Source organism: Acidobacteriota bacterium, assembly GCA_039030395.1.
Taxonomy (GTDB): Bacteria; Acidobacteriota; Thermoanaerobaculia; order Multivoradales; family JBCCEF01; genus JBCCEF01.
Genome location: JBCCEF010000035.1, coordinates 1 through 26,779, shown reverse-complemented (window position 1 = coordinate 26,779; position 26,779 = coordinate 1). Strand labels below are relative to the sequence as shown.

At 66.0% G+C, this 26,779-nt stretch carries 22 protein-coding genes, 2 tRNA genes and 1 other RNA gene; 5 read left to right on the top strand and 20 right to left on the bottom strand.

The window, feature by feature from the left end; translation table 11 throughout:
* Positions 1–330 (bottom strand): hypothetical protein (locus AAF481_19815; GenBank protein MEM7483415.1); only part of this gene is annotated, 330 nt, incomplete at its 3' end.
* A gap of 492 nt (positions 331–822) precedes the next feature.
* On the opposite strand from AAF481_19815, the gene AAF481_19810 reads away from it, so the two are divergent.
* The gene (locus tag AAF481_19810) at positions 823–3,117 is read left to right on the top strand and encodes a BTAD domain-containing putative transcriptional regulator (GenBank protein MEM7483414.1); all 2,295 of its coding nucleotides are present in this window, start codon (positions 823–825) and stop codon (positions 3,115–3,117) included.
* Here the strand turns inward: AAF481_19810 and AAF481_19805 are convergent.
* The gene (locus AAF481_19805) at positions 3,068–3,709 is read right to left on the bottom strand and encodes a CDP-alcohol phosphatidyltransferase family protein (GenBank protein MEM7483413.1); all 642 of its coding nucleotides are present in this window, start codon (positions 3,707–3,709) and stop codon (positions 3,068–3,070) included. The genes AAF481_19810 and AAF481_19805 overlap by 50 nt on opposite strands.
* A 131-nt stretch (positions 3,710–3,840) precedes the next feature.
* Here AAF481_19805 and AAF481_19800 point away from each other — a divergent pair, with 131 nt between their 5' ends.
* The 3 genes from AAF481_19800 to AAF481_19790 are packed head-to-tail and all read left to right on the top strand — an operon-like array spanning position 3,841 to position 6,222.
* On the top strand, positions 3,841–4,584 hold the full coding sequence (locus AAF481_19800; protein MEM7483412.1) for a VTT domain-containing protein: 744 nt from the start codon (positions 3,841–3,843) through the stop codon (positions 4,582–4,584).
* A 43-nt stretch (positions 4,585–4,627) separates the two neighbouring features.
* Complete coding sequence (locus tag AAF481_19795; GenBank protein MEM7483411.1) at positions 4,628–5,077, top strand: hypothetical protein; 450 nt, start codon at positions 4,628–4,630, stop codon at positions 5,075–5,077.
* Positions 5,074–6,222, top strand: coding sequence for a hypothetical protein (locus AAF481_19790; protein ID MEM7483410.1), 1,149 nt, complete (start codon positions 5,074–5,076; stop codon positions 6,220–6,222). Before AAF481_19795 ends, AAF481_19790 begins: the two co-directional genes overlap by 4 nt.
* A gap of 177 nt (positions 6,223–6,399) precedes the next feature.
* Here AAF481_19790 and AAF481_19785 read toward each other — a convergent pair whose 3' ends face one another.
* The 18 genes from AAF481_19785 to AAF481_19700 all read right to left on the bottom strand — a co-directional run bounded on the left by AAF481_19785 (position 6,400) and on the right by AAF481_19700 (position 24,666).
* Positions 6,400–7,578 (bottom strand): glycosyltransferase, encoded by a 1,179-nt coding sequence (locus AAF481_19785; protein ID MEM7483409.1) that lies wholly within the window; start codon positions 7,576–7,578, stop codon positions 6,400–6,402.
* A 15-nt stretch (positions 7,579–7,593) separates the two neighbouring features.
* The gene (locus AAF481_19780) at positions 7,594–8,808 is read right to left on the bottom strand and encodes a bifunctional 3,4-dihydroxy-2-butanone-4-phosphate synthase/GTP cyclohydrolase II (GenBank protein MEM7483408.1); all 1,215 of its coding nucleotides are present in this window, start codon (positions 8,806–8,808) and stop codon (positions 7,594–7,596) included.
* A 253-nt stretch (positions 8,809–9,061) separates the two neighbouring features.
* The gene (locus AAF481_19775; GenBank protein ID MEM7483407.1) at positions 9,062–11,947 is read right to left on the bottom strand and encodes a POTRA domain-containing protein; all 2,886 of its coding nucleotides are present in this window, start codon (positions 11,945–11,947) and stop codon (positions 9,062–9,064) included.
* Entirely contained in the window at positions 11,944–15,945 is a 4,002-nt protein-coding gene (locus tag AAF481_19770) for a translocation/assembly module TamB domain-containing protein (protein MEM7483406.1), read from the bottom strand. The genes AAF481_19775 and AAF481_19770 overlap by 4 nt, the downstream gene beginning before the upstream one ends.
* The gene (locus tag AAF481_19765) at positions 15,942–16,814 is read right to left on the bottom strand and encodes an NAD(+)/NADH kinase (protein ID MEM7483405.1); all 873 of its coding nucleotides are present in this window, start codon (positions 16,812–16,814) and stop codon (positions 15,942–15,944) included. The genes AAF481_19770 and AAF481_19765 overlap by 4 nt, the downstream gene beginning before the upstream one ends.
* A complete protein-coding gene (locus AAF481_19760) occupies positions 16,811–17,563 on the bottom strand; it encodes a TlyA family RNA methyltransferase (GenBank protein MEM7483404.1) in 753 nt (250 codons plus the stop codon). The genes AAF481_19765 and AAF481_19760 overlap by 4 nt, the downstream gene beginning before the upstream one ends.
* Complete coding sequence (locus AAF481_19755; GenBank protein ID MEM7483403.1) at positions 17,560–18,789, bottom strand: O-antigen ligase family protein; 1,230 nt, start codon at positions 18,787–18,789, stop codon at positions 17,560–17,562. Before AAF481_19755 ends, AAF481_19760 begins: the two co-directional genes overlap by 4 nt.
* A gap of 75 nt (positions 18,790–18,864) precedes the next feature.
* Positions 18,865–19,116 carry a Trm112 family protein gene (locus AAF481_19750; protein MEM7483402.1) on the bottom strand — a complete coding sequence of 84 codons (252 nt, stop codon included), beginning with the start codon at positions 19,114–19,116 and terminating at the stop codon, positions 18,865–18,867.
* 293 nt (positions 19,117–19,409) lie between these two features.
* Positions 19,410–19,925 carry an acyloxyacyl hydrolase gene (locus AAF481_19745; GenBank protein MEM7483401.1) on the bottom strand — a complete coding sequence of 172 codons (516 nt, stop codon included), beginning with the start codon at positions 19,923–19,925 and terminating at the stop codon, positions 19,410–19,412.
* Positions 19,926–20,127: 202 nt separating this feature from the next.
* Entirely contained in the window at positions 20,128–20,910 is a 783-nt protein-coding gene (locus AAF481_19740; protein MEM7483400.1) for a TIGR00282 family metallophosphoesterase, read from the bottom strand.
* Positions 20,907–22,475: a ribonuclease Y gene (rny, locus tag AAF481_19735; GenBank protein ID MEM7483399.1), complete on the bottom strand. Its 1,569-nt coding sequence runs from the start codon at positions 22,473–22,475 to the stop codon at positions 20,907–20,909. Before rny ends, AAF481_19740 begins: the two co-directional genes overlap by 4 nt.
* Positions 22,476–22,556: 81 nt before the next feature.
* Positions 22,557–22,742, bottom strand: a non-coding RNA gene (ssrS, locus tag AAF481_19730) — 6S RNA.
* 22 nt (positions 22,743–22,764) lie between these two features.
* Entirely contained in the window at positions 22,765–23,091 is a 327-nt protein-coding gene (locus AAF481_19725; GenBank protein MEM7483398.1) for a cell division protein ZapA, read from the bottom strand.
* Positions 23,092–23,448: 357 nt separating this feature from the next.
* Positions 23,449–23,673, bottom strand: coding sequence for a cell division protein ZapB (gene zapB, locus AAF481_19720; protein ID MEM7483397.1), 225 nt, complete (start codon positions 23,671–23,673; stop codon positions 23,449–23,451).
* Positions 23,674–23,680: 7 nt separating this feature from the next.
* Positions 23,681–24,073 (bottom strand): 50S ribosomal protein L20, encoded by a 393-nt coding sequence (rplT, locus tag AAF481_19715; protein MEM7483396.1) that lies wholly within the window; start codon positions 24,071–24,073, stop codon positions 23,681–23,683.
* 157 nt (positions 24,074–24,230) lie between these two features.
* Positions 24,231–24,425 carry a 50S ribosomal protein L35 gene (rpmI, locus tag AAF481_19710; protein ID MEM7483395.1) on the bottom strand — a complete coding sequence of 65 codons (195 nt, stop codon included), beginning with the start codon at positions 24,423–24,425 and terminating at the stop codon, positions 24,231–24,233.
* 61 nt (positions 24,426–24,486) lie between these two features.
* Positions 24,487–24,563, bottom strand: a tRNA-Val gene (locus AAF481_19705).
* Positions 24,564–24,589: 26 nt separating this feature from the next.
* A tRNA-Val gene (locus tag AAF481_19700) sits at positions 24,590–24,666 on the bottom strand.
* Between the two features lie 329 nt (positions 24,667–24,995).
* Between AAF481_19700 and AAF481_19695 the strand changes: the two genes are divergently transcribed.
* The gene (locus tag AAF481_19695; GenBank protein MEM7483394.1) at positions 24,996–26,342 is read left to right on the top strand and encodes a hemolysin family protein; all 1,347 of its coding nucleotides are present in this window, start codon (positions 24,996–24,998) and stop codon (positions 26,340–26,342) included.
* The last annotated feature ends 437 nt before the right edge of the window (positions 26,343–26,779 follow it).

Below are 26,779 nucleotides of genomic sequence, written 5' to 3'. Positions count from 1 at the left end.
CTGCAGAAAGGGATCCGCGTACAGGCTGAACACCAACTGACGATCACCCACATCCCAGTGCTCCAAACCGTCGACGTCCGTGCCGCCGGTATCACCGTCGAAGAAGCTCAACGTGAAATCCGTGGCCGAGGCCGGAATCGAAAGGGCGATGCTCACCTGATCCTCGATCGTCTCGATCCCCGCACAACCGAAGCCCAGGAAACGGCTGTCCGCCGGATCCGCGGTCGGAAACGCAGCAAAGGGTCCCGGACCGATCTGGGAAAAGGCGGGCGTCACGCCCACGGCAACCATCATCAACACCAGAATGGAAACTCTCCAATACGTCTTCATTTTTCGATCTCCCGATTCCTTCCTGCGGCGCTTGATCAAACGCCAGTAAGCGAGTCCACGACCCGCGTCAAAGTCTTATATTCGTATACGTAGATACATCGAGCGTCAGGGCAAGGTCAGGACGCTTATCGATCTCTCCGTCATGGGGAGCGTTCGGATTCATGCTTCGATTCACTTTCCAATTTATAGCGACTCGCCTATTCGTCAACCCATCAGACGTCCCGCGATACGAAGATCACGGGTGCAATCTGAAGGAAAGGCGTCAGGAGAATGTCAGTTCAGACAGACTGCAAATCACGAAACATCGAGCCCCCCGAATCAGCCCCCCGAAGTACCGCGCTGATCCGATATGATTCGCTGCGAGCGTCATCAATGTATTGACTTTCTTACGCCTGACTGACGGGACGATTCAGGCCGTCCCTCCAGGTAACCTGCGATGAGTTCGAGGCCAACGCTCTCCATGTCCACCCACCGCTTCCTGGGAATCCGACCTTGAGTACGCTGGAGATTCGACTTCTCGGGGGTTTTCAGGTCTTCCGCGACGGAACCGCCGTTCAGCGCTTCGAGTCGCAGAAAGTGCGAGGCCTCCTCGCCTATCTGGCGTGCCATGCGGACCGACCTCACAGCCGGGACCGACTCGCCGGCCTGTTGTGGCCCGAACTAGCGCAGGCCACGGCGCGACGGAATCTCCGGCAGGCTCTCTACAACCTGCGCAGCAGCCTCAGCTCCGCCGAAGTCGACCCCATCTACAGCGCCCACCAAACGGTCCAATTCAACCCGGACCTCAACTACTGGCTGGATGTGCAGGCCTTCGACCAGACCATCGAGCGCGGTGCCCTGGAGGACGACGAGCAGCTTCGCGCCCGGGAGCTCGCCCGGGCCAGCCAGCTCTATCGCGGCGACTTCTTGACGGGCTTTTTCATCAAGGGCAGTGAGACCTTTGAGGATTGGTTGGTCGCAGAGCAAGAGCGCCTGCGGGATGCAGCCATTCAGAACCTCAAGCTGCTGGTCGATACCCTGCGAGAGCACGGCGAGTACCGCGATGCGGTACGCCACGCGCGACGCTTGGTAGAGATGGACCCACTGTCCGAAGAATCCCATCGCGAGCTCATGCAGCTCTACGCCATCTCCGGACGCCGCAGCCGTGCCCTCGCTCAGTTCGAGGATCTCTCCGGCCTGCTCGAGCGGGAATTGGGCGTCGAGCCGATGCCGGAAACCCGGGTGCTCTACGAGCAGATCCTGCAGCAGGATATGCCCGACCGAAGCGCCAATGCCGGCGAGCCGCTCGGCCCCTACGTGCCGCTGGTGGGCCGCAGCGACGCGACGGCGCGCCTGCGCGAGTCCTTCGAGGAAACGATCAAAACCGGAACACGCTTCACCCTCATCTCCGGCGGACCGGGCCTGGGGAAAACCCGCCTCGCCAAATCGGTCATCCATCAGCTCTCGTCCCAACGTCGCACCTCCGTCCTGCAGGGACGCAGCTACCACGGCGCCGGACCGGTGAACTATCAACCCTTCACCGAAGCGCTCCACGCGGCGCTGTTGGACGATCCGCCGCACTCCAGTCAGGACCCGCGTTCGAAGTACACGGAGCTGAGCGCGGAGCTGACGGTCGCCCTGCCGCCGGTGGCCGAACCGGCCTGGCGGGCGCCGGAAGAAACGGCACCTCCTCGCCGGCGCTCCTTGCCGGAGCTCACCTCCCGGCTGTTGGAGGCCTTCTGCGGCCCACGCTCTGCCCAGCAACCGGTGATCGTGTTTCTCGAAGATCTCCACTGGAGCGACACGGCGACCTTTGAGCTGCTCAAGGAACTGATCGAGCGGTTGCGCACTCGGCCGGTCTGGTTTCTCGGCACCAGCCATCCGGGACTTCCCCTGGACCATCCGCTGGAGAGCATGGTTCGATCCCTCAACCGCCGCCGGGTGGATCGCCACCCGCTCGAACCCCTGGCCTCGGCCCACATCGAGGAAATCGCCACCAGCTTGGTCGGCCCCGCCCGGGGACCGGAATTGAGCGACTTCCTGGACCGAAAGGGCGACGGAATGCCCCTACGGTTGGTCGAGATCATCAACTTCCTGTGCGACGAGGGAAGCCTCGCCCCGGCTCCGGAGCAACGTTGGAGCCTCACCGACGAACCCGCCCTGAACCGTGTGGTCTTGCCGGAAACCCTCGACGCTCTGATCGTTCGGCGGGTCAGCCGCCTACCGACTTCCGCCCGCCAACTCCTGGTCCTGGCAACGGTGATCGGTCAAAAATTCGACGTGGGGCTGCTGCAGAGAGCCGCCAAGGAGCACATCGGGGTGGTGGAGATCGGCATCGAATTGATGCTGGAGCGCTGGTTCATTCGCCAGTTCCCGCGCTTCTGGACGGAGAATCCGCGGGATCGCGACATCGTGTTGTGGGCGCGCGGAGCCCGCCGTGGAACCTTCGAATTCGCCAGCTACCGCATTCGTGAAGCGGTCTATCAGAACCTGAATCCGCTGCGCCGACAGCAGATGCATCGCCAGGTGGGCGAAGCCTTCTTCGATATCTTCCGGGAACGCCACGAACAGGCCGCCGAGGCGCTGGCTCACCACTTCTCCCTCGCCGGCGATCTGGAGCGTGCCTTACCCTTCCTGCGCGCCTCCGCCGAGAAGGCCGTCGCACTACACGAAGGCGCAACGGCCCTCTACTACTGCCAGCGAGCCCTGCGGGCCCAGCGGCGCCTGGGAGTCGACGAGGACGAAACCGCCAGCGTACTCAGTCGAATGGAAGAGCGTCTCGGCGGCGCAGCAGCCAAAGGAGAGTGAGACAACTGGCGGCGCCGACGATGTCGGTGCACAGCACCGCCGGCGCGATCCAGTGCCGGCCCGCCAACAGGTACGCCGCCAGCGCCCCATAGACGAAGATCTTCGGCGCATGGGCGTAGAAACCGGCTCGCGGGTTGAAGCCCATGGGCCCCCGCAAGGAGCTGACGGACACTCCCAGAAACAATAGGGTGGGCACCAGATAGACGGCCAACGCCGTCGGCAGCACCGGCGCCAGGCCGGCGGCGAGAATCGCCAACAGAACGGCCGCCCAGGTAGCCGAATCGCAGAGCTGATCCCACAGTTTGCCGCGCCGGCTGTCACAGCCCCGGCGCCGGGCGAGGGCTCCGTCGAGGCCGTCGCAAAGCAGAGCACCGAAGAAACCGAAATTCGCCCAACGCGGGTAGTCGACCAGAGTCCAAATCAGCGATGCAGCCAGCAAAACCCCGCAGACACTGAGCGCCAGGGGCGGCACTCCCAGCCAGGCGAGGGGTGCAACGAGGGGCGCGAGCAACACATCGCGGCCCCGACGAATCGACACATAGAGTCGATCGTCCCAGCCGGTGGCGGGATGGATCGTCGTGAGGTCAGCCATGGGATGGATGCTCCCTGCGAGAATGCGCAAGTAGCATAGCAGTCGTAGGGATTTCGACCCCCCTGTTCTCTCGGAATCGTTCGTTGCGCAGACGGGACTTCCGCCGCCGGCGCCTACAATCCATACGCACCATGTCGCCAAAAGATCCTCCCCACCATCGACGGCGCCCGAGACCCGCGGTCACCGACACCGATTGGATCGGTGGCCGCAAGACCGCTTGGCGGCGCCTGGCCGGCACCCTGTTCGTCTTTATCGCCCTCTGGGGGCTGATCGCCATCGATCCCCCCGGCTGGCAAACCGGGGTGGAGGCTCTAGGGTCCGGCGGCATCGCCGGCCGCCTGCTGTTCGTCGCCGCTTTCGCCTGCGGCACGGTGCTCGCCGTTCCCGGCCTCCTCCTGATGGCCCTCGGAGTGACCGCCTTCGGCCCGCTGGAGGGTTTTCTCCTGTCGAGCGCCGGCGGCACTTTCGGCGCCGCCGGCGCCTTTGCCATCGCCCGCTGGGTGATCCGGCAGCCCTTCGCCGACCGGCGCAACCAGAGGCCTCGCTGGCGATGGCTGGCCGAGGGACTGGAGCGCCACGGAGCGGTCGCCGTGCTCCTTCTACGGCTCCTGCCGCTGATGCCCTTCAACCTGTCGAACTACCTCTGCGGCGTCACCTCCATCCGATTCGGTTCCTTCCTGTGGGCCACCGCCGTGGGAATTCTGCCGGGGGCCTACGTCTACTGCCAGGTGATTGCCGGCCTGTCGGCGGCAACGAAGGCGGAACCGGCCGGGAGCGGGCTCTTCTGGAGCCTGACCCTCTTGGTCTTCCTGTTGGTCGTTCTGCCGCGGCTGGCGGGCGGTTCCCTCCGCAAGGTCTTCGGCGACGGCGCCTAGGACGAACCCCCGCCCTCACTGCGATAGGCTGCCCTTCCTCACCATGAAACTCCGCGGGTTCCTCCTTCTCCTCTTCGTCGTCGCCTGTTCTCGGCAAGAGCACCGACAGGAACCGCTCACTCGCTGGCAGGAACCGACCAAGATCGGAGCCCGAGCCGCTCGTCACTGGGTCACCATCCGCCACGACGCGGAGCGCAACGTCCTCACCGAAACCGTCGCCGATGCGCTGGGGACCGTCCGCCTCCGGCAAGCCGCACGGCAGGCACCGGCGCCCTCGGAAAAGGAGCGTCGGCGGGCCTTTCGGCGCCTTCGACGCCTGGCTGCGCTCCCCCCCGAGGCCGAATTGGCAGGCGGTTTTCTGTGGACCGACGATCCCTGTCCGCCGAGTCATCGATGCCTCGAGGCCTTTCGGATGGATCCCCGATCGGGCCGGCCGACGGAACGGTGGCTGATCGACCTGACCGCCGATCGCCTGCTCGGGGAGGCACCGTGAGAGGCCGCTACCGGTGGACCGTCCTCGCCGGCCTGCTCGCCGCCTCGACGGCTCCGGCCTGGAGCCTGCCGCTGTGCGAGCCACCGGCTCAGTACTTGGCCTGGCCGCCGGAGGAACCGATCTGGCGCCTGTGCGCCATCCGGCCGCGAGACAGCAGCGGCCCAGCGGGCTCCGGCCTGGAACTGCGCAACGTCTACTTCCGCAACCGCAGGGTGCTCCACCGAGCCCAGATCCCGATCACCGCGGTGGACCATCCGCTGCCCTCTTCCCAGCAGGAGCCCGCCGACGGCGAACCGCCGGATCTGTGTACCGGGCGCTGTTTCCCTACCTGGACCCGGCAGGAGGCTCCCTTCGCCGCCGACCGTCGAGTCTCGCCCGGGTACTTCGAATCGCAATCTCCAGTGCAGACCTCCTGCGATCGGGTGCCGTCGCCTGCCGCGAGCAACCGCGCTCCCGGACGCTGCCCCTGGGGCGAGGCTCTTTCCTGCGTTGAGGGTTTCGCGGCGGAGAGCGAAGAGGATCGCTGGATCCTCACCAGCGAAGTAGCGGCGGCCTGGTATCGCTATTCGCTGCGGTGGATTTTTCACCGCGACGGACGGATCGAGGCGCGCGCCGGAGTGCAGAGCGACGCGCGGTCCTGTGCCCGAACGCCCCACACCCACCACCTCCTATGGCGCTTCGATTTCGACCTCTCTCCGCTGCACCGCGACCGCGTGACGACCCCGCGGGGCACCGTCCTCGGGTCGGAAGGGGTGCGCCGGCGGGAAATCGACGGCGACGCCGGGTGGCTCGTGCAGGACGAGAGGTCCGGCCGCGGCTATCGGCTGATTCCCGGAGCAGCGGACGAACCCCAAAGCACCGGAGATCTCGCCGTCACCCTCTACGAGGCGGTGTCCGAGCGGGCCGCCTCGGCCTGCCCCGTTGACCTTCGGGAACTGGGGCACGGTCGCCTACTCGCCGGAGGGGATCTGGTGCTCTGGTACCGGTCCGCCGCTTCGATCTCGCCGCAAGCGCCTTTCCGTTGCACCGTCCTCGGTCCCACCCTGGCACCGGTCGGCCGCTGGCCACTGGCCGGGGAGGTGCTGTTCGAGGACGGTTTCGAAGGCGGTGACACCTCCCTCTGGTCCACTACCGCTGAACCGTAGAAGCAACGGCATGTCGTGACGGTCACCGGACTCCAGCCCTGCACCCAATATCGGATCCAGCCGGTTTCCCGCGATGCCGCCGGCCATGTCGCTCGCGGTGGCCGCGGTTCGGTGCGAACGCTCTGTCCCTGACCGGCCAATGGACTCCGCGGGTGTCCGCCGGGGCACCCACCGCGCCTATTCGACGCTCAGGTCCGTGAGGCGCTCGCCGAGGGCTCGAGAGACGGACGCTGCAGAGTAGTCCTGCCGCAATCGCTCCTGCCCGGCCTCGACCAGGCGACTGGCGAGAGCCGGATCGTCGAGCAGCGAGCCGATCCCTTCGACCCACTCCTCCGGCTGATCGGCGAGCAGAAAGTCTCTCTCCCCTCGGCCGGTCGTGCCGGCGCCGGCCCAGGGTGAGGCGACCACCGGAACCCCCTCGGCCCAAGCTTCCAGCACCTTCACCGGCACCCCGGAACCGCTTCGCATGGGCGCCAGGGCGGCCGAGGCGGAAGCCAGGATGGCTCGCAGATTCGCCGGCGAATCGATCAACTCGGCCCTCGGCGCGGCGGCGACGGCGCGCCGTACCGACCGTGGCGGCCTCGATCCGGCCACCGTCAGGCGCAACGTCGGCCGACGCACGACGAGGACCGGCCAAACCCGCCGCAGGAACCAGCGGATGGCGTCGCTGTTGACGAAGTAGCCGAGATTCCCGGTGAAGACCAGGCGCTCGCCGCGCACCCTTTGCTCGACCGGAGGGGCTGGCCGTTCGGCCGGCGGCACGGCGATGGGCACCACCCTCAATTTCGCTTCGAGGGAGGGTTCGAGACCGGCCAAGAACTCGCGATCTCGGGCACACACCAACCAGCTTTCGCGGCTCTCCGCCACCAATTTCCTTTCGGCAGCGGCCAGCCGACGAGCCTCCCAGCGCAGAAAGAGGCGCCACAGGGGGGTATCCAAGCGCGCTCGATGCTGGAAGTTGAGGGACAGACTGTCGATCAGATCCACCACCGTTGGCGTTTCCCCCAGGTCAGCGCGGTGGAGTCCTTGCCGGGCGAGCTGCAGGATCACGAGATCCACTCGCTGAGCATGGTGACGGAGCAAGCGCGCCAGCTCCGGCTGGTAGTAGAGGCCGGCCTGGAGGGGAAAGCCCTCCAGCAGCGCCCGGACCAGACCGGTCGCCAAAACCCGGCGGCGCGGCCGGTAGGCTTCGACCCGCAGTCCAGCCGGCGGAGCGGGTGCGCCGGGCGGCGCCTCCGGCGCCACCAGCAGGGGTTGGTGCTCGCGCAGCAGAAAGCGCAGGAGCTGATCGCTCCGCATTTGATCGCCGCGCCGGGCCGGCCAGGGGTAGCGCCCGGCGACGAGGAGGATCTTCAAGGTTTCGGCAGGCGGCTAAACGAGACGAAGGAGGTGGCCGAGCTTTTCGCGCTTGGTCCGCAGGTAATCGCGGCTGGTGTCGGTGGGCGGAATCTCCAGCGGCACCCGATCGACGATTTCCAGGCCGTAGCCGGACAGGCCCACGTACTTGCGCGGGTTGTTGGTCATCAAGCGCATCTGGCGCACGCCGAGGTCGCGCAGGATCTGGGCGCCGATGCCGTAGCCGCGCAGGTCCGGCCGGAAGCCCAACTTTTCGTTCGCTTCCACCGTGTCGTGCCCCTGCTCCTGCAGCTCGTAGGCGCGCAGTTTGTTGAACAGGCCGATGCCCCGGCCTTCCTGCAGCAGGTAGAGGATCACGCCGCGCTTCTCCTGTTGGATTCGCTCCAGGGACTGCAAGAGCTGAAGGCCGCAGTCGCAACGCTGAGAGCCGAAGATGTCGCCGGTCAGGCACTGACTGTGGACCCGCACCAGCACCGGCTCGTCCTCTCGAATCTCGCCCATCGCCAGGGCGATGTGCTCTTCGCCGGTGACGTCGGACCGGTAGGCGTAAATCTGGAACTCCCCGTAGGCGGTGGGCAAGCGGGGCGAGGCGACCCGCCGCACCAGGGTTTCATTCTGCAGCCGGTAGCGGATCAGGTCCGACACGGTGATCATCAACAGCCCGTGGCGCTCGGCGAAGATCTTGAGGTCCGGTACCCGCGCCATGGTGCCGTCCTCGTTCATGATCTCGCAGATCACCCCGGAAGGATGGCGACCGGCGAGCTTGGCGAGATCGACGGAGGCCTCCGTCTGCCCGGCCCGCTTGAGGACGCCCCCCAGCCGTGCCCGCAGCGGAAAAACATGGCCCGGCCGCAGCAGATCCTGCGGCCGGGTCGCCGGGTCGATGGCGGTGCGAATGGTCGCCGCGCGGTCGGCGGCGGAGATGCCGGTGGTCACCTTGCCGCGCGCCTCGACGGAGACGGTGAAGGCGGTGCCGAAGGGCGTGGTGTTGTCCTGCACCATCAACGGCAGGTCGAGTTCGTCGCAGCGCGCTTCGGTCATCGCCAGACAGATCAACCCCCGGCCGTGGGTGGCCATGAAGTTGATCGCTTCCGGCGTGATGCGATCCGCCGCAATGGCGAGATCGCCTTCGTTTTCGCGGTCTTCGTCATCGACGATGATGACGAACTCGCCGCGGCGAAAGGCCTCAGTCGCCTCGTCGATGGAGGCGAACGGGGAAGGTTCGTTCATAAGCTCTCTCCGGGATGCTACTGCGAAACAGCCGAAGCGCAGGACCCGAGAATCTGCCCGGCGCAGCTATTGAGAATAGCAGACCGGGCTACGACCGAGCCCGAAAGGGCGAGGCGGCGGCCTGGCCGCCGAGGATGGGGTGAGCCGCTTGCGGCGAGGGGGCGCCTACGCGGTCCGGCCCAGCCCTTGAGGACGAAAGCTAGCAGGGCAGCTGAAAGCATAGGCCGAAGGCCTTTTTCAGCTCCCCTGCTAGCTAGAAGGAGGCCCCCAGCCCGAAGGAGAAGGCGGCGACGCTGTCGCCGGGCAAGCGCTCGAAGGGCCAGCCCACCTCCACCCGCACCGGACCGATGGGCGAACGGTAGCGCAGCCCTACCCCGGCGCCGGTGCGCAGGTCGCTCGAGTCGATGTCGCGCCAGTCCGCCCACACGTTGCCGGAGTCGACGAACACGACGCCCTCCAGCGGACCGCTGATCGGGAAGCGGTAATCGAGATTGAGCAGCAGCAAGCCGTTGCCGCCGGCCGGCACAAACTCGCCGTCTTCGTTCGGGAACAGGGTCTCGCCGGCGATCCCGAGGCGGTCCCGGCGCAGCGCCCGGTGGGTCGAAGCGCCGCCGGCAAAGAAGCGTTCGGCGATGAAGATCTGGGAACTCGGCAGGTCGAGGCCCGGCGGGATCAACGGATCCTCCAAATCCGGTGCCGAGAACGGCTCGATACCTCCCAGCCGCACGCTGCCGGCCAGTACCCCGAAGGAACCCAGGTTGTAGTAGTAGGTCTGCTGGGCGAAGACTTCAAGAAAGTCCGCATCGGTGCCGAGGGAGGATACGGGAATGGCGTTCTCGAGCCGCAACACGCTGTTCCAGCCCCGGGAGGGATCCAATGGATCATCGCGCCGGTCCACCTGGAGGCTGGCGACGAGGCTGGTGAGGCGCAGAGTCTGGTCCGCCCGCTCAAAGGGTTCGCCGGTCTCCGTCAAAAGGTCCGCCGGAATCTGGTTCTCGACCTTGCGATAGCCGGCCGACAGCCCGACTCGTCCCCAAGTGAGATCTTGATATGTTTCGACCCGAGCACCTTTGCGGATGAGCTGGAAATCCTCCGCATCGCCCAGTCTCAGATCGAGATCCTCCTCTACCCAGAAGGCGGAGAAGGTGAGCGGCAGCCTCTGGACTCGGGGCCGATCGAGAAACAGACTGTATTCCTGGTTCTCCTGCTGCACCCGGGCGTTCAAAGCCAGACTGTCCAGACGGCCGGTCAGATTGCTGTGGAGGTAGCTCACCAAGGCACCGAAACCCGCCTCGGAGTCGTATCCGGCGCCGTAGGCGATGCGCCGAACCCGCCCCTCCTCGACCCGGATCAGGATGTCCCGCGCCGAGGACCCAAGAGGGGCCGGAGTGCGCTCCACCTCGACCCGCCGAAACACCCCCTGGCGGGAGAGCCGGCGCTCCACCTCGGTCAGGCGGGAGAGGCTGGCCGGGTCGCCCGGCGCTAGGCCGGCAATACGGCGGATGGCGGCGGTCTTGGTGCGGGTATTGCCCCGGATCACCACCCGATCGACCTCCGTGCGCGGCCCTTCGATGATCTGGAACGACAGGTCGACCCGGCTCCTCTCCTCGTTCCAGTTCTCTTCCGCCGACACCTGGATGCGTTCGTAGCCGCGTTGCTCGTATTGCTGGCGGATGAAGGCGAGCGAACGGCGCAGGCGTCGAGGATGGAAGGGGCCGCCGTCTTCGACCTCCAGACGACCGGCCAGCTCACCCGGCGATACCACCTCGAAGCCTGCGAAGGTCAACTCCCCTACCGAGGTGCGCGACCCCTCGATGATCGGGATCAGCAGTTCGAGATCGCCGTCCGGCCGGTGATCGATCACCGGCGGTCCGACCCTGACCCGGCCGAAACCCTCCAGAGCATAGAAGGACCGCAGGTTCGAAAGGTCCGCTTCGAGCTCCGAGTCCACCAGCCGACCGGACCCGAGGACCAGCAGATTGCGCGGCGCGGTCTTGATGAGCGCCGACAAACGGTCCGCCGAGAAGGTCTCGTTGCCCTCGAAGGCCACCGACTGCAGCGTCAGCTTGGGCCCCGGCTCGATGTCCAGATGCACCACCAACGCGCCGTCTTCACGCGGCTCTTCGCGAAACTCCACCTTCACCCGGTAGTGTCCTTCTCCCTGGAAGTAGGTTCGCAAGCGGTCTGCCGACAGCAGCAACGATGCCTCGTCGTAGCCTTGACCGTCCACAAAGGGCAGGAGGCTGCGCCGGCGCAGCGGTTTGGTCTCGACACCGTGGACCTCCAGCGGCACCAACGGCCCCACCCGAACGGGATAGACCAGCCTCGCACCGGTCCGGTCCTCGTCGAGGGTGACTTCCGGATCGCTCACCGAAGCCTGGCGGTGGCCCTGCTCGATCAACCACCGCTCCAGGCGATCGGCTTCGTCCGGTAGCCGCTGCCGGCGGAAGGGCTCGCCGGGCTTGTCCCGCAGATGGCCGGTGAGATCCCGCTCTTCGAAGGGACCGAGGTCGCCGCGGTAGGCGATCTCCGCAATCTCCGCCCGGGGACCGGCCTCCACCCGGTAAACGATGCGAGCCCGCTTGCGCTTCTCGTCGATCTCCGGCATCAGCACCACCCGGCGGCGAAGGTAGCCGCGATCCTCAAAGAGGTCCTGCAAGCGAAAAACTCCCCGCACCAGGCGAGACTCGATCAACGGCCCGCCGGCGCGCTGCGGCAGGACGGCCAACAGATCCTTGCGTTCCAGCCCGCCCAACTCGCCCTCGATCACCACTTCTTCCACCCGAATGCTGCTCCACAGGGCGAGAATCACCTCCACCTCTCCGATCCCCGGCTCGGCGACCTCCGGGCTCTCCATCACCGGCCGGCGGTAGAGGGCGGCATAGGAGGCCACCCCGCTCACCTGTAGATTGACCAAACTGCGCTGCACATCCGCCGGCCGCAGCGGTCGCCCGACTTCGATCGCCAGCAGTTCCTGAATTTCCGCCAGATCCGGATCTCCATCGCTGCGAATTTCGAGCGAACGCACCGTCGGCCAGCGGAGATCGTCCAACTCCACAGCACTCGAGGCAGCCGGCCAGAGGGCACAGAGCATCGCCAACAGCCACCGGCTCCAGAGGAGCGACGCGCGGCGACTCAAAAGGTGTGCTCCAACCGGAGATCCACCGCGTAGGTGTCGTCGCCGTCCTGGGTCAGCACCACCGTCACCGCGTCACTGAGCTGCCACTCCACCTGTAGGCGGTAGTCGAGATCCGTCGCCGGATCGCTGGTGTAGGTCAAGAACAGGTCCTTCGAGATTTGTTTGCCGACGGTGAAGGACAAAGCCGATCCGCCTTCGGCGCTCGCCACCGGATTGACCCGGAAGCGATCGAAGCCGAACAGGTTGTTGACCCGCTGACCGAGGACCGACACCGCCTGACCGTAGAGGAAGGTTTCCACCGCGGCGCCGCTGTCTGCGGAGCGGGAGGCGCCGAACACATCGCCGGCCTGTGGCGCTCGGCCGGTGGCCAAGAGCGAGAGAATCTCGACCTGAGTCAGCGGCGGTTCCGAACTCAGCTCCGTTTCGAGCCGTTCGAGGGTGCCCGAGAGCTGCAGGGTCACGTCGTGACCGGCGACGTCGGCGGTCGCCGCGAGATCGATCACCGGGTCGATCTGGTACAGACTGTTGAAGGTCAGGCGGCCGCGCTCCACCTCGTACTCCACGTCACCGTTGCGTAAGGTGCCGCCCCGCTCTACATCCACCAGGCCGGTGACCACCGGCTGCGCCGCCGTCCCCCGCAACACCAGATCGACATCGCCGCGCAGATCGGCGATGTTGTTGCGCACCCTGAGCGCCTCCGGGCCGTCGATGTTGATGGAGAGGAAGATCGACTCCAGAGTCTCGTCGGTCTCGGCCACCTGAATGCGGTCGCGCTGGAGCATCTGCTGGAGGAGCCGCGGCAGGCTCAACGGCACGTCCTCCAGATAGAAGGCGCGCCGCAGATTCACCGTGCCGGCGATCTCCGTGCCGACATTTTCCGTACCGCCGGTCGCCGGTCTCGCCGTCAAGGTAGCGTCGCCGCGCACCACGAAGCCCTCTGGGTAGCGCAGCGTCGAATCGCGCATCTGGGCCTGGAAACGGTAGTCGAGGCGGCCGGTCACCAGCTCGTCGAAGTCGAGCTGGCCCGCCGCCAGCACCTCACCGCCGCCCAGCACGGCGGTCAGCCGGTCGAGGGTGATCACCCCGGGGTCGAACAGCAGCCGCAGTTCGAGATCGTCGAGGGAGTGCGGGAAACCGGCCACCAGCAAGCGCCCGTCGCTGAGTTCACCGAGGCCGTTGAGGCGGGGAGCGGTCGCCGGACCGCGGGCCGTCGCCAGCAGATTGAGGGTGCCGTCCGCCCGCAGAGTCGGCAGCGCCAGCCGCAGCCAACGGGCCGAGAGGCTGCTCTGGAGCTTCAGATCGAGCTGCGGTTCAGCCTCGCTGCCTTCGCCCGATGGCGGCAAATCGACACTGCCGACGACGAACAGTTCACCCTCGCCCCCGGTCTCCTCGACAAAGAACGAATCGACCTGCAAGGAATTCCCGATCCAGCGCACGGCGACCGGCTCCACCGGCACCAACTCCCGCCCCTGGAAGTCCACCCGGAATCGATCGAGCTCCAGCCGCACCTCGAGTTCGCTGTCCGGCACCGAGCGCACCGTCACGTTTCCGCCGTAGGACCCGGTCATGGCCGGCAGATCGAGTCCGGCAAAGCGCAGGGTATCCGGCAACTGATCGGACGCCAGGTCGAAGCGCAGGTCGATGTCCTGTGGCTCCAGGCGCCCGCCACCTTCGAGTTCGAGCAGGCCGAGGGCGGAACCAGAGACATCGAGGCGTCCGCCGCGCCAGGTCAGATCGAAAGCCGACGACGCCAGGTCGCTCTGCCCCAGCCGAACGGCCTCGGACTGCATGGACACGACCAACTCCGGCCGTTCCACGGAGCCGTCCAAGGTCCCCGCCAAGGACACCCGACCGAGCAGGTCGCTACTGGCGGAAAGAGCATCGAGGGGAGCCTGCGACAGCGAGAGCTCCGGCGCCTCGAAGGACCCCTGGAGGGCACCGGTGGTGCGATCCCACCGTCCCGAGGCGGTGAGCTTCCCAGCCGGCGGCGACACGGAGAGGGCCTCTACGGAGAGCGCCTCGGCGCCCCAAGCGCCCTCGACGCGCGTCTCTCCGAGGGGAACGCCGGCCAGCCCGAGGGACGGCGAGGAGAGCACTCCATCGGCGCTCAACGCCTCCCAGGTGCCGCCGAGGCGGGCGGTGGCGTTGAGCCGGCCGACCGGCGCCGGCAGCCCCTTGATCCATTCCTCGAGCCCATCGACGAGCCAGTTTTCGGTGGCAATCTGGAGGTCGACGGGTCGATCTCCGGTGGGCAGAGCGCCAAAGGCGCGCAGGGCACCGCCGTCCGCCTCGCCGATGAGATCGATATCCAGGGTGCCGTCGCCTTGCGGCCCCAGTTCCAGCCCGAGGCTGCCGCGCAGCCGGTCGAGTCGCCGCAGGCGGGTGTCGAGTTCCCGCACATCGAGGCGCAGCACCATGTCGGAACGCTCTTCCTCGATCAAGATGCCGGCGTCGATGCGGCCGGAGCCAGCGCTCCAGGCCCACACCGCCTCCGGGTCCGACGACAGCAGGCGATACCACTCGCCGGCATCGGCGACCCGCGCCGACAACTGGAGGCGGCCGCTGCCCCGGCCCAGGTCGTAGATCACGTCGCCGGTGATCCGCGATGCGCCGAGATCGGTTTCCAACCGGCGGGCCTCCACCACTCCCCGGCGGATCGAGAAGTCACCGCCGCCGGTCAGGGCCAAACCGGCGGCCCGGGAGCCGGGGGAGAACTCGACGCTGCCGGCCCCATCACCGCCGACGGCGTCGGCCAGCGGGCTGCGGTAGCGCAGGGTGCCGGACATCTGCCCGGCGAGGCCGTCCACGTCCGCCTCGAACGCATCGAGAAACCGCCGCACATCGACGCCGCTGTAGCCGAGGTCGAGGGCCAGCGATTCGGCGTCCGAGCCGTCGAGGCCGGCCAGTGCCACCTCGCCGGTAATGGTGCCCCCGGCGAAGCCGGCGCGCAGGTTGCCGAACCGCCAGGCCGGCGCCTCGCCGAGGGCGGAGAAAGAAACATCTTGGAGAACGTAGGGTGGATAGATGAGGCGCGGCGAACTCACCTCGCCGGTCAGCCGCCAGCCGGCCGTATCGACGGCCAGGTCGCCCACCCATGTCACCGCACCGGAGAGCGGAACCTCCACATAGCCCAGCCGGTTCACCCAACCGGCATCGGCTTCCACCGACAGGTCGAGTTCCACCCCCCAGGTATCTTCTCCCCAGCTCACCCGCCCTTCGCCACCGGCGGAGAGGTCGGCACCGGTGAGTCGGAGACGGTCGATCTCCAGGCCGTCCGCGCCCAGGGTGCCGCGAGCGGTCAAGCCGGTTTCCACCAGCGGCGCCGAACCGGCCGGCCGATCCGGGATTCCGGGCAGCGCCAGGGTCCGTAGGCTTTGGGCCACCAGTCGAACGCCGTAGCGGCCCGCTGAATCGGCGCCGTCGAGGCGGCCGCGGACTTGCCGGGCGTCGAGGTCCAGAGGAAGGGACCCGTCGGCCAGGTGCACCCGGCTGTCGGCGAGAACCAGCCGGCCGATCCGCACTTCGACGGACGGCTCTCCGCCGCCGCCACCGAAGGTCGGCAGGTTGGTGCCTTCCTCGGCCAGATCGAGAAAGAGTTCCGCCCCGGTGACTTCGATGCGTTCGAGATCGAGCACCGACCGCCGCAACGGGCCGAGGCGGACGGCGACCACAACTTCGGCGATCCGCGCCACCGGCGGATCCCCGGGATCCGGGCCGGCGAGCACGACGTCGCGCGCCACCAGCGCCGGTGGAAAGAGGCCCACACCGAGGGTCCCAACGGAGACCGGCCGGTCGAGGGCGGTAGTGATACGGGTTTCGGCGAAGCTTCGAAGGCGTTCCTGGGTGAAATCCAAGCGCAGCGCCAGCAGCGCGCTGGCCAGCAGCACGACGAGGGCGGCGAGGGTGCACAGCAGCGGCCGCAACAGCCAGCGGCGAAAGGGCCCGAAACGCCGTCTCCGGCGATGCCGTGTCGCGGAGGGCGAGTCCTTCGAGTTCATGGAGCCGCGGGAGGGTTCTCGAGACCGCCCCACCGCAGCTTCCCCCGCAGGCTGTCATAGAACGAGCGCCCGGTGACCTTGACGAGCTGCACGGTTTCTTCGAGGCGCTCGACGGTCACCGTTCGACCGCCTTCCATCGGCACCCCTTGTTGCCCGTCGAGGGTGAGAAACACTTCTTCCCGGCGGGTTTCCAACATCACTCGGATGGAGCTCGACGCCGGCACCACCACCGGCCGGAGGGTGAGGGTGTGGGGGCAGATGGGAGTGATCACCACCACCGGTAGCTGCGGCACCATGATCGGACCGCCGGCGGACAGGTTGTAGGCGGTGGAGCCGGTGGGCGTGGAGACGATCACGCCGTCGGCGCGGAAGCGGGCCACCAGGTGGTCGTCCACCTCCACCGTCAATTCGATGATCCGTGCCTTCGCCGCCTTGGTGATGACCGCATCGTTGAGCACCCGGTAGGAAGTGTCCGGCGCGGAGTCCAAGCGCGCCTCCAAAAGAGAACGCTCCTCAATCTCGAAACGACCATCGAGCACTTCCACCAGCTTCGGGTAAAGCTCTCCCCGGGAGATCTCCGTCAAGAAGCCGAGGGTACCCAGATTGACGCCGAGTATAGGGGCGCCGACGAGCGAACGGGCGGTGGCGAGAAGGGTGCCGTCCCCTCCCAGAACCACCACCAGGTCGAGGTTCTCGGCTTCGTCGAAGGGCGGATTCGTGTCCGACGAGAAGACCACTTCGAGATCGCGACGCTCCAGCCAATCGGCCAGCTCGCGGGTCGCCTGGGCGGCCTCGCGGCTGCCGCGCTTGGCCACCAAGCCCACTCGCTGGAAAGCTCTAGTCCGATCGCTCAAGGTGCCCTCGCTCATCGTCTCTCCCGCAGTAGCGCGAAGCTCTCGCGGTTGCCGCCCATGCCGGGCAAGGTGGAATCGCTCGTCCCCAGCGCCTCCAGGCCCAAGGCCTCGAGGGCCTCGCGGGTCGCCCGGACGGCGCTTTCGCGGAGCGCATCGTCCCGCAGAATACCGCCCTTGCCCAAAGCCTCACGGCCGGCTTCGAACTGCGGCTTGATCAGGGTGAGCAAGAACCCTGCCGGATCGAGGTGGGGGAGGAGCGCCGGCACCACCTTCGCCAACCCGATGAAGGACACGTCGACAGTGATCAAGCGAACCGGCTCCGGCAGCGCATCGGCTGCCAGATAGCGGGCGTTGATCCGTTCCATCGCCACCACCCGCGGATTCCGCCGCAGGCGCTCGTCGAGTTGGCCGTGACCAACGTCCAGGGCGTAGACCCGCGCCGCCCCACGCTGCAGCAGGCAGTCCGTGAAACCGCCGGTGCAAGCCCCGACATCCAGGCACACCCAGCCGGTCGGGTCGATCTCGAAGCGGTCGAGGGCGGCAGCCAGCTTGCGGCCAGCGCGCGACACGAAGGGCTCTTCCGAACCCACCAACGCCAGCTCGGCCTGAGGGTCGATGGCGGTCCCCGGTTTGTCGATTCGGCGGCCAGCCACCCGCACGGCGCCGGCCAGGATTGCACGGCGCGCCTGTTCCCGGCTGGGGAAGAGGCCCCGATCCGTCAGCAACCGGTCCAGGCGCCTGCGGCTCCCTTGCCCATCGCTCAAGGATCCACCGCTCCTTCGTCCACCACGAAGGGCAGCGCCAGCAGGAACAGCACCAGCCGCTGCACCTCGGTGTCGGTCCAGTTGTTTTCGAACAGACCCGCAAGGTTGAAAGCGATCAAAGCCAGGAACACCCCGAAGTGCAGATCCGCCGTCGATCCTCGCCGCCGGTAACCGCGCCAGGCGAAGCGCAGGGCGAAGAGCATCAGCGCGAGATAGGCCGCCAGCGCCGGCAGGCCGCGCTCTGCCGCCAATTGCAGGAAGCTGTTGTGTAGATGAGGCACCCAGTAGCGCGGAGCCGTCGGCGTGCGGTAGATGGCGTAGCGCACCTTCACCTGATCCGGCCCGATACCGAAGAGGGGCCGCTCGGCCACCATCCGCAGGCCCGCCTCGGCCATGCACAGCCGGTCGTAATTGGAGGGGTCCTGCAGGTCGGTGATGGAGGTCACCCGGTGGAGCACCGGCAAGGGCAGAAGGAGTACCGCGAGGACCGCGGCGGGCAGGTACGCCAGCAGCCAGCGCGGCGAGCCGAGAGCGAGTACCAGGGTGACGGTCACCGCCAGCGCCAGCCAGGCGCTGCGCGTCAAGCTGGCGACGATCGCGCCGGTGATCAGCACCAGCGCCAGACCATGCACCCACCACCAGAGAGCGCTCTTGGCCGAGCGGCGTGCGCTGCGCGCCAAGGCCAACCGAGCGATCAGCAAAAGGTCGCAAACCAGCAGGAAATGAGAGAAGGTCATCCAGTGGGAAAACGGTCCGCGGATGCGCCGATCCAGGCCACCGAAGCCCGCCAGCACCTGCGCCAAACCCCACAAAGCGACCAGCGTCGCCACCACCAGCAGGGCATGGACCAGCAAGCGGCCGGCACGCTCGCCGCGCACCAAGACCAACCCGAGAACGAGAGTCGCCAGGGTGAACAGTTCGCTGGCCGAGCGCAGGCTGTCCGCCGGGTCCGTCGAACAGGCGATGGAGGCCAGCAGCCACAGGGCGTAGACACCGACGATCACCAGCAGAGGCCGAGTCGCCGGCGGCCAACGGGCTCGAAACACCCGGCGCGGCGCGGCCAGCACGGCCAAGCCCGCCAGAACATTGGAGATGGCGATGCCCGGCAGGGCAACGAGGTGTCCAGCGTAGAACCAGAAGGCCGGAGGACGCCGACCGGAGGAGAGCGAATCTAGAGTATCCGCGCGTTCGGAAACCGACTCATCAGCGGGCGCGGATCGGACCATGAAGGAAGGGCTATCCGGTGCGGATCTGCGGGGGAAAAGTGCGGCCTTCGACCGGGCCGAACGGTGGCGCCGGAATCAGCCGTCCAGGACCGACGCCGGCAGCGCTTCGTCGATCAACATGATGGGAATGTCCGAGACGATGGGATAGACCAGTTCGGACTCCTTCGCCAGCAATCCCTCCTCCACCTTCGGCTCTTCGTCCCGGAAGTGCGAGCGATACTTCTCCACCAGCTCGTCGCGCACCCCTTGGGGCAGGTTCACGACTTCCAGTTCGCCCTTCGATTTGGGGCAGACCAAGATTTCCAAGAGCTCCGGATCGACCGACATAGGCTTAGCCTCCAGCGGCAAAGGTTAGCACAGAGACGGGATCTTTCAGGCTTCCCCGAGCGCAGCTCCGGAGTGATCTCCGCCGCCCTAACGCCGGGTGCTGAAAAACTTGTCAACACCCGGCTCCGAGCCCAGGGGGCGAGGCGGCGCCGGCGGCGCCGAGGACGGGGTGAGCCCGAAAAATCTGTACTTTTCGGGCGAGAGGCGGACCGCGGGCGGGCGCCTAGCCCCCTCAAGAAGAATCTAGCAGGGCAGCTGAAATCATAGGGCGCAGCCTTTTTTCAGCTGCTCTGCTAGAAGCGGCGGTGGAATCCGAGCACTAGGCTCTCGCTACCGGGATTGAGGTCGTACAGGATGCCGTTCGACAGATGGTAGAGATTGAGGCTCAAGCGGGTACGGTCGGCGACCTCAAAGGAGATCTCCAAACTGGACCGAAACTCCACCGGCCCCCCCAGGTTCTTACCCTCGCCGGCGGAGTAGATCCCGGTGCCGAGGGAAGGAGTAACGCGCCATCGGTCATTGAGGTGCCAGTCGTATCGAAAGCCACTCCACAGGTAGTAGCCGCCGTCGTCGTTGACCATCCCGCCCAGAGTGAATCCGAGGGGCAGCGAGCGCTGACCCAGGGGTAGCTCGAAGGAGCCGAAGCGGAGCTCGATCCCCGCCTCCGCCACTTCCTCGACACCGACATCGAAGGCTCCGGCGGTCACAATCCACTCCACCGGCGGGCGCTCTTCGACCGGATCCTCGGCGAGAGCCGGGAAGGCAGCGCCCAGAGCGAGGCCGGCGAACACTAGGAAATAGCGGAGCATAGAAGGAGAGACCGTCGGGGAGCTAGTCTGAATTTCTCACCGGCGAGCGTAGCGAGGGGCCGTAGGTCGCTGGAGATGCAAGGCATCCGCGGGTTCTGCGCCGAAAGCGTACTTTCAGTACGTCGAGAGGCAGGTTCCGTGGACAACGCAGCAGATTCACTGGCATACGGCCTCGCAGTAGGTTGCCGGTGAGAAAGGCAGGCTAGTCTTCCGGCAGCAACAAACGCTCGACGGAGCGCGCCCGGCCGGTGGCCTCGTCGACGTCCACCACCGCCCCGGCCAGACGAACGTCGCGCTTGGCGACTTCGAAGGGAACGTGAGTCTTTTTGAGGAAGCGCTCGACCACCTTGTCCTGGCGCATGCCGATCACCGATTCGTAGGGCCCGGTCATGCCGACGTCGGTGATGAAGGCGGTGCCCTCCGGCAACACTCGCTCGTCACCCGTCGGCACGTGGGTGTGGGTTCCGAAGACAGCGCTCACCCGGCCGTCGAGATAGAACCCCATGGCCTGTTTCTCGCTGGTCGCTTCAGCGTGAAAATCCACCAGAATCACCTTGACCGCCGGCTCCAGTCCGGTAAGCAGGCGATCGGCGGCGTTGAACGGCGAGTCGAGGGTGCCCATCAGAGCCTGGCCTTCGAGATTGATCGTCGCTACCGGCACGCCGCCAGCGGTCTGTCCCACGAACACTCCGGATCCGGGGTTGCCGGGCGGGTAGTTGGCCGGCCGCAACAGCCGCGGTTCGCGCTCCAGCAGCCCGCGAACTTCCTTCTTGTCCCACACATGGTTGCCGGTGGTAAAGCAGTCGATCGGCAGCTCTGTGAACTCCGCGAAAATCTTCTCCGTCACGCCGAATCCGCCGGCGGAATTCTCGATGTTGACGACGGTGTAGTCGATCCGGTGCCGGTCGATCAGTCGGGCGACCATCTGAGCGAGCACCCGGCGCCCGGGCTTGCCCATCACGTCCCCGATAAACAGCAGCTTCATCGGGCGTACTCGATGGCCCGCGTTTCGCGGATGACGGTGATCTTGATCTGCCCCGGGTAGGTGAGCTCCGCCTCCACCTTGCGGGCGATGTCCTTGGACAGCCAGATCGCCTGCTCGTCGGCGATCTTGTCGCAGTCCACGATGATGCGGATCTCGCGCCCGGCCTGGATGGCATAGGTCTTCTGCACTCCTTTGAAGCCGGCGGCAATCTCTTCCAGCTTTTCCAGCCGCTTGACGTAGGTTTCGAGGATCTCCCGCCGGGCGCCGGGCCGCGCCGCCGACAGGGCGTCCGAGGCGGTGACCAGCACCGCCTCGACGGTCTCCGGCTCGTAGTCCCCGTGGTGACAGGCCATGGCGTGGATCACCGCTTCCGACTCGCCATACTTCCGCAACAGATCGATGCCGAGTTCCAGGTGGGAGCCGTCCATCTCGCGGTCGATCGCCTTGCCGATGTCGTGCATCAAGCCGGCGCGCTTGGCGACGTGAACATTGGCCTTCAGCTCCGCCGCCATGGTGCCGGCGAGGAAGGACACTTCCTTGCTGTGCTTCAACACGTTCTGACCATAAGAGGTGCGGTACCGCAGGCGGCCGAGGAGCTTGACCAACTCCGGGTGGACATTGGCCAGGTTGAGTTCCAACACCGCCGCCTCGCCCTCTTGCCGCACCAGCTCTTCGAACTCCGCCTTGACCCGCTCCACCACCTCCTCGATGCGCGCCGGGTGGATGCGGCCATCGGCGATCAGCCGCTGGAGGGAGACGCGGGCGACCTCTCGACGGTAAGGATCGAAGCCCGAAAGGATCACCGCTTCGGGGGTATCGTCGACGATCAGGTCCACCCCCGTCGCCATTTCCAGGGCGCGGATGTTGCGCCCCTCGCGGCCGATGATGCGGCCCTTCATCTCGTCCGACGGCAGCACCACCACCGACACGGTGGTCTCCGACACATAATCCGAGGCTGACCGCTGGACGGCCATGCCGATGATCCGCTGCGCCTCCCGGTGAGCCTTTTCCCGCGCCTCGTCCTCGATCCGCTTCACCAGGTGGGCGGCATCGATGCGCGCCTGGTCCTCCATCAGACGCAGCAGCTCCTCCTTGCCCTGCTGCGCCGTCAGGCCGGCGATCTGTTCGAGCTTGTTGCGCTCTTCTTCGAGCAGGGTGGCGAGTTCCGACTCCTGCGCCTCGATCTTGGCCTCACGGTTCTCGATAGCGCGTTCGCGGACCTTCGTATCCTTCTCCAGCCGGCCGACGTCGCGGGACCGCTGGTCGAGATCGTCCTGCTGCTGATTGAGCCGCCGCTCCAGCTTCTCCAACTCGAGACGGTCCTTGCGGGCGGCCTTCTCGAACTCACCGCGCGCCTGCAGGAGTTTCTCCTTGGCCAGGATCTCCGTCTCGCGCAGCCGCGCCTCGCTCTGCCGCTCGGCGTCGGCGACGATCTTTTCGGACCGCTCGCGCGCTTCGGCCAAAATCCGCCGGCCGGTGCGTCGCTGAAGCCACCACCCAAGGGCGAGCGCCAGCCCGAAGGCCACCACCACCAGCAGAGCGGTAATCCAGATGATGTTTTCCACGTCGTCCCCCAGTTTTGAACTAGGAGGCGCGGGCAGATCGGAGGGTCGCCGAAACCCCTAGGGTTCGAGCGAAAAGAAAGGGCATCCCCCGCGAAGCCGTGGGGCTGCCGCGTTTAGAACCTGAAACGCGCCAGGTGGGTGTCCGCTCTACGAGCCATTAGCTCCCTGCCAAAGCAGGGCTTGCACAAGCCCGCAGGATAAAAGACTCCCGAAGTATTGGTGTTGGTTCTACAGTTGCTTGACCCATCACCAACTACACAGGGGATGCAAAACAAATCCCAAAATTTCTTCAAGGGCGGCTCTCGCTTTCGTCATTTTCGAGCACTGCGGTCAATTCACCCGCAAGAGCCGTCACCTTGTCTCTGATCTCGACCCGTTCCCCTTCCTCATCCCGCTGACGACGAACGAGCTCATCGGCAATATTGAGAGCCGCGAGGATGGCGATCTTGCCGCGATCCATAGTCCGTACCCGCTCGGCGATTTCTCGCATCCGGCGGTCAACCAGTTCGGCCAACTCCTCGACGTGTTCGCGGTCGTCACGGCCACGGACGCTATAAACGGAGCCGAAAATCTCCACCTCGGTGGTCGATGTCGGCTTCGTCTGCTCAGCGTTCATGGTTTTCAAATCCCCGACAAATAGCCTACTTACAGGGACTTGCGAGACTATAGCACAACCCGCAAGGGCTACCGTCGGGCGAAAACGAGGTCGCGAAGCCGGCCATCGACCGCCACCTAAACATCACAGGCCCGGGAGATCTCCCGGGCCTGTCGAGACCGCTCACATCCGCGGTCTTTCCTCAAACGGTCAGCACCCTACTCCGAGCCCGGAGGGCGAGGCGGCGACTGGTCGCCGAGGACGGGGTGAAGCCGAAAAGGCCTGCCTTTTCGGCTGAGGGGCGGACCGCGGGCGGGCGCCCAGCCCCCTAACAAGAAACAGCTAGCAGCACCGCTGAAATCATGCGCGAAGCGCTTTTCAGCGGTCTGCTAGCAGGGCTTCCAGACCCTCGGCCAGGGATTCCACCCGGCTCCGGATCTCCGATCGCTCCTGCTCCCACTCGGCGCTTTCGTCTTGCCCTTCGAGTTCGGCGACGCGAGCCGCCAGTCTCTCGTTCTCGTCGCCCAGCTCGCGAATGCGGTCCGCCGCCGCGTGGACCTTCTCTTCCAGGGTCTCCAGCCAGGCCATGTCGCCACCGCTCATCGGTGAGCTATTCCTCTTCGTCCGATGCGGCGACCCCGGTCTCTTCTCCGAGGGCCTGCTTGGCGAGTTCGACGATCTGGGCGAAGGCGGCGGCATCGACGATCGCGATCTCCGCCAAGACCTTGCGATCCAGCTCCGCCCCGGCGGCCTTCAGGCCGGCGATCAAGCGGCTGTAGGACAGGCCGTGCTCGCGCGACGCGGCGTTGATGCGAACGATCCACAGGCTGCGCATCTGGCGCTTGCGCTGGCGGCGATCGCGGTAGGCATAGGCCAGCGAGCGGTCCACCGCCTGCTTGGCAATGCGGTGGTTCTTGCTCTTGGCGCCATAGTAGCCCTTGGCGAGCTTGAGAATCTTCTGACGACGATTTTTACGGGTATTCCCGCGCTTGACACGCGACATCCAGAACCTCGTTTCCGCTCCCGGGGAGGGAGCTGTCAGGCCACGGCGAAAAGTCTACGCCGGGCTCCGGCCCCACTGGACAGGTTCGTTCCAGCAGCAGCCGGTGATTTCATTCGGCCGGCACGCGTTTCGTGCGCCGGGCCGGCTTCGAACTACCTCAACAATGAAGCATCTCTTTGACGGACTTGGCGAAAGCCGGCGATACCTCGGTATCCTTCCGCAGCTTCCGCTTCCGCTTGGCGGACTTCTTGGTGAGGATGTGGCTCTTCATCGAATGGCGCCGACGGACCTTGCCGGTCCCGGTGGTCTTGAAGCGCTTGGCGGCACCGCGATGGGTCTTCTGCTTGGGCACGGTCTCAACTCCTCTCAACTTCTCGATCGGCCTCACGCGAACCGCGGGGCCAGCGAGCCGGTGGTAGGCGCTAGCGGACTCGAACCGCTGACCTCTACCGTGTGAAGGTAGCGCTCTAACCAGCTGAGCTAAGCGCCTGTTCCGACTCTCTACTCACGGGGAAATGGTAGGCCCGAGCGGACTCGAACCGCTGACCTCTACGATGTCAACGTAGCGCTCTAACCAGCTGAGCTACGGGCCTATATTCACCTCCCACGCGCCGCGCCGGGGCGCGGCGTCGAAGATCGTGGAGGGTAGCAGAGTAAAAACCCCAGTGTCAACAATAGGAAAGCCCACATGTCAGGGGTTGAAACGGCGCGCATTTCACGCCCTCGAGGGACGGTGCCGCAGAAGGTTCCGCGGGCCAAGCTGCGGTGCGCAGTCTTCGCCGCCGGGGGAGTGGTAGAGTTTCCGATGACGCCTCATGGACGAACCCCCACCCGCCCTAGAAGCCGGTCTTCGATCAAGCCGCCGCCGAGCGGATTCGTGTAGAACCGTCGTGGCCCCCGGCCTGCAGGCGGAGTCCCGCCGATGATGCCCTTGACGGCGGCCGCCGAGCCCGGCATGCACCCCTGGCTCGGCCTGCTCCTCGGCTTTTTCTTGGTGCTGCTCAACGGCTTCTTCGTGGCCGCTGAGTTTGCCCTGGTCAAGGTTCGCCCGACCCAGATCGACCCGCACGTCGCCGCAGGCTCACTGCGCGGCAGGATCGCCCGCTACATGGTGACCCATCTGGACGCCTACCTGTCCGCCACCCAGCTCGGCATCACCCTCTCCAGCCTGGCCTTGGGCTGGATCGGCGAGCCGGCCTTCGCCTGGCTGATCGATCCGCTGGTGGCGAAGATTCCCGGCCTCGGACCGGAAGCCACCCACACCATCGCTTTCGTTCTCGCCTTCGGGGTGATCACCATCCTCCACATCGTGCTCGGCGAGCTGGCGCCGAAATCCTTGGCAATCCGCAAAGCGGAGGGCACCACCCTCAATACCGCTCTGCCGCTGTTCTGGTTCTTCCGCCTCACCTATCCGGCGATCTGGCTGCTGAACCTGTGCGCCAATGCCTTGCTCAAGATCTTTGGGGTGGAGCCGGTGACGGAAGGCGAACTGGGCCACGACGAAGAGGAGTTGCGGCGCATGCTGGCGGCCACCGACGACCGGCTGACGGAGCAGAAGCGCACCATCCTCGACAACGTCTTCGAACTCAGCCATCGCATTGCCCGGCAGGTGATGGTGCCGCGCGCCGATGTCGTGTATCTGTCGAGCGAGAGCACCGTCGAAGAGAACCTGGAGGTGGCCCGCAAAAGCGGACACACCCGCTTCCCGTTCTGTCAAGGCGACCTGGACCACGTGACCGGACTGATCCACATCAAGGATCTCTTCCGGGCGCCCCAGCCGCTCACCGACCTGTCGAAAATGGCGCGCGAGATTCCCCTGATGCCGGAGACTTTGACCCTCGACCGCATGCTGCGCCGGATGCGCCGCGAAAAGATGCACATGGCGGCGGTGCTCGACGAGTACGGCGGGGTGAGCGGCATCGTCACCTTCGAGAACGTGATCGAGGAGATCGTCGGCCAGATTCAGGACGAGTTCGACGCCGAAATTCCAGAACTGGTCGCCGAGGGTCCGGGGCGCTACCTAGTCGCCGGCAGCATTTTGGTCGAAGAGTTGGAGAAGGCCCTCGGCATCGAGCTTTCGGACCGCGACGAAGACACCATCGCCGGTGTCATCTTGTCGGAAATCGGCCGGCGTTCGGAACCTGGAGACCGGGTAGAGCTGGGCGAAGTCCAATTCGAAGTGCTCGAAACGGAGCTGAATCGCATCTTGAGCCTACGGCTGACGGTCCCCGTACCGGAGCCGGAGTCAGCTCCCGATTCAGTTTCCTAGCCCGCCTCCCCCGTCAAATGGTCTGCCTACGCATGAAATCACGCAGAACACATACTCCTATACTTAGTATTAGAATACTTTATTTTATTTGGACTTATATATATAGTCATTCCGGTTATTCCAACAGCCGGCTGTCGAGGTAGCCACCTCTCGCTTTTTCGGTCTCTGAACCGAAGAGCGAAATGGGTCGGGGTCCATCGTTCGAACCGCGACCCTTCAGTTCTATTGCGTCCGCCCTCGGCGACGCCCGGAGTCATCCAGATCGTCGAGCGAGGCGCCCTAATGCAAGGAGTCTTGTATGAGAACCTCTCACCGGTTGTTCACCGCTCTTCTCATTTCCCTCGCCCTCCTCGCCGCACCGGCTTTTGCCGCCGTCATCGAGTCCGGCCCAGATCTTTGGGAAACCAAAGCGGATGGTGCGACCCGAGCCGACTTTG

Coding starts and splice junctions, on each gene's coding strand:
- AAF481_19805 (MEM7483413.1), bottom strand. CDS start 3,709: ATGGCTGACCTCACGACGATCCATCCCGCCACCGGCTGGGACGATCGA.
- AAF481_19800 (MEM7483412.1), top strand. CDS start 3,841: ATGTCGCCAAAAGATCCTCCCCACCATCGACGGCGCCCGAGACCCGCG.
- AAF481_19795 (MEM7483411.1), top strand. CDS start 4,628: ATGAAACTCCGCGGGTTCCTCCTTCTCCTCTTCGTCGTCGCCTGTTCT.
- AAF481_19780 (MEM7483408.1), bottom strand. CDS start 8,808: ATGAACGAACCTTCCCCGTTCGCCTCCATCGACGAGGCGACTGAGGCC.
- AAF481_19770 (MEM7483406.1), bottom strand. CDS start 15,945: ATGAACTCGAAGGACTCGCCCTCCGCGACACGGCATCGCCGGAGACGG.
- AAF481_19765 (MEM7483405.1), bottom strand. CDS start 16,814: ATGAGCGAGGGCACCTTGAGCGATCGGACTAGAGCTTTCCAGCGAGTG.
- AAF481_19755 (MEM7483403.1), bottom strand. CDS start 18,789: ATGGTCCGATCCGCGCCCGCTGATGAGTCGGTTTCCGAACGCGCGGAT.
- AAF481_19750 (MEM7483402.1), bottom strand. CDS start 19,116: ATGTCGGTCGATCCGGAGCTCTTGGAAATCTTGGTCTGCCCCAAATCG.
- AAF481_19745 (MEM7483401.1), bottom strand. CDS start 19,925: ATGCTCCGCTATTTCCTAGTGTTCGCCGGCCTCGCTCTGGGCGCTGCC.
- AAF481_19740 (MEM7483400.1), bottom strand. CDS start 20,910: ATGAAGCTGCTGTTTATCGGGGACGTGATGGGCAAGCCCGGGCGCCGG.
- AAF481_19725 (MEM7483398.1), bottom strand. CDS start 23,091: ATGAACGCTGAGCAGACGAAGCCGACATCGACCACCGAGGTGGAGATT.
- zapB (MEM7483397.1), bottom strand. CDS start 23,673: ATGAGCGGTGGCGACATGGCCTGGCTGGAGACCCTGGAAGAGAAGGTC.
- rplT (MEM7483396.1), bottom strand. CDS start 24,073: ATGTCGCGTGTCAAGCGCGGGAATACCCGTAAAAATCGTCGTCAGAAG.
- AAF481_19695 (MEM7483394.1), top strand. CDS start 24,996: ATGATGCCCTTGACGGCGGCCGCCGAGCCCGGCATGCACCCCTGGCTC.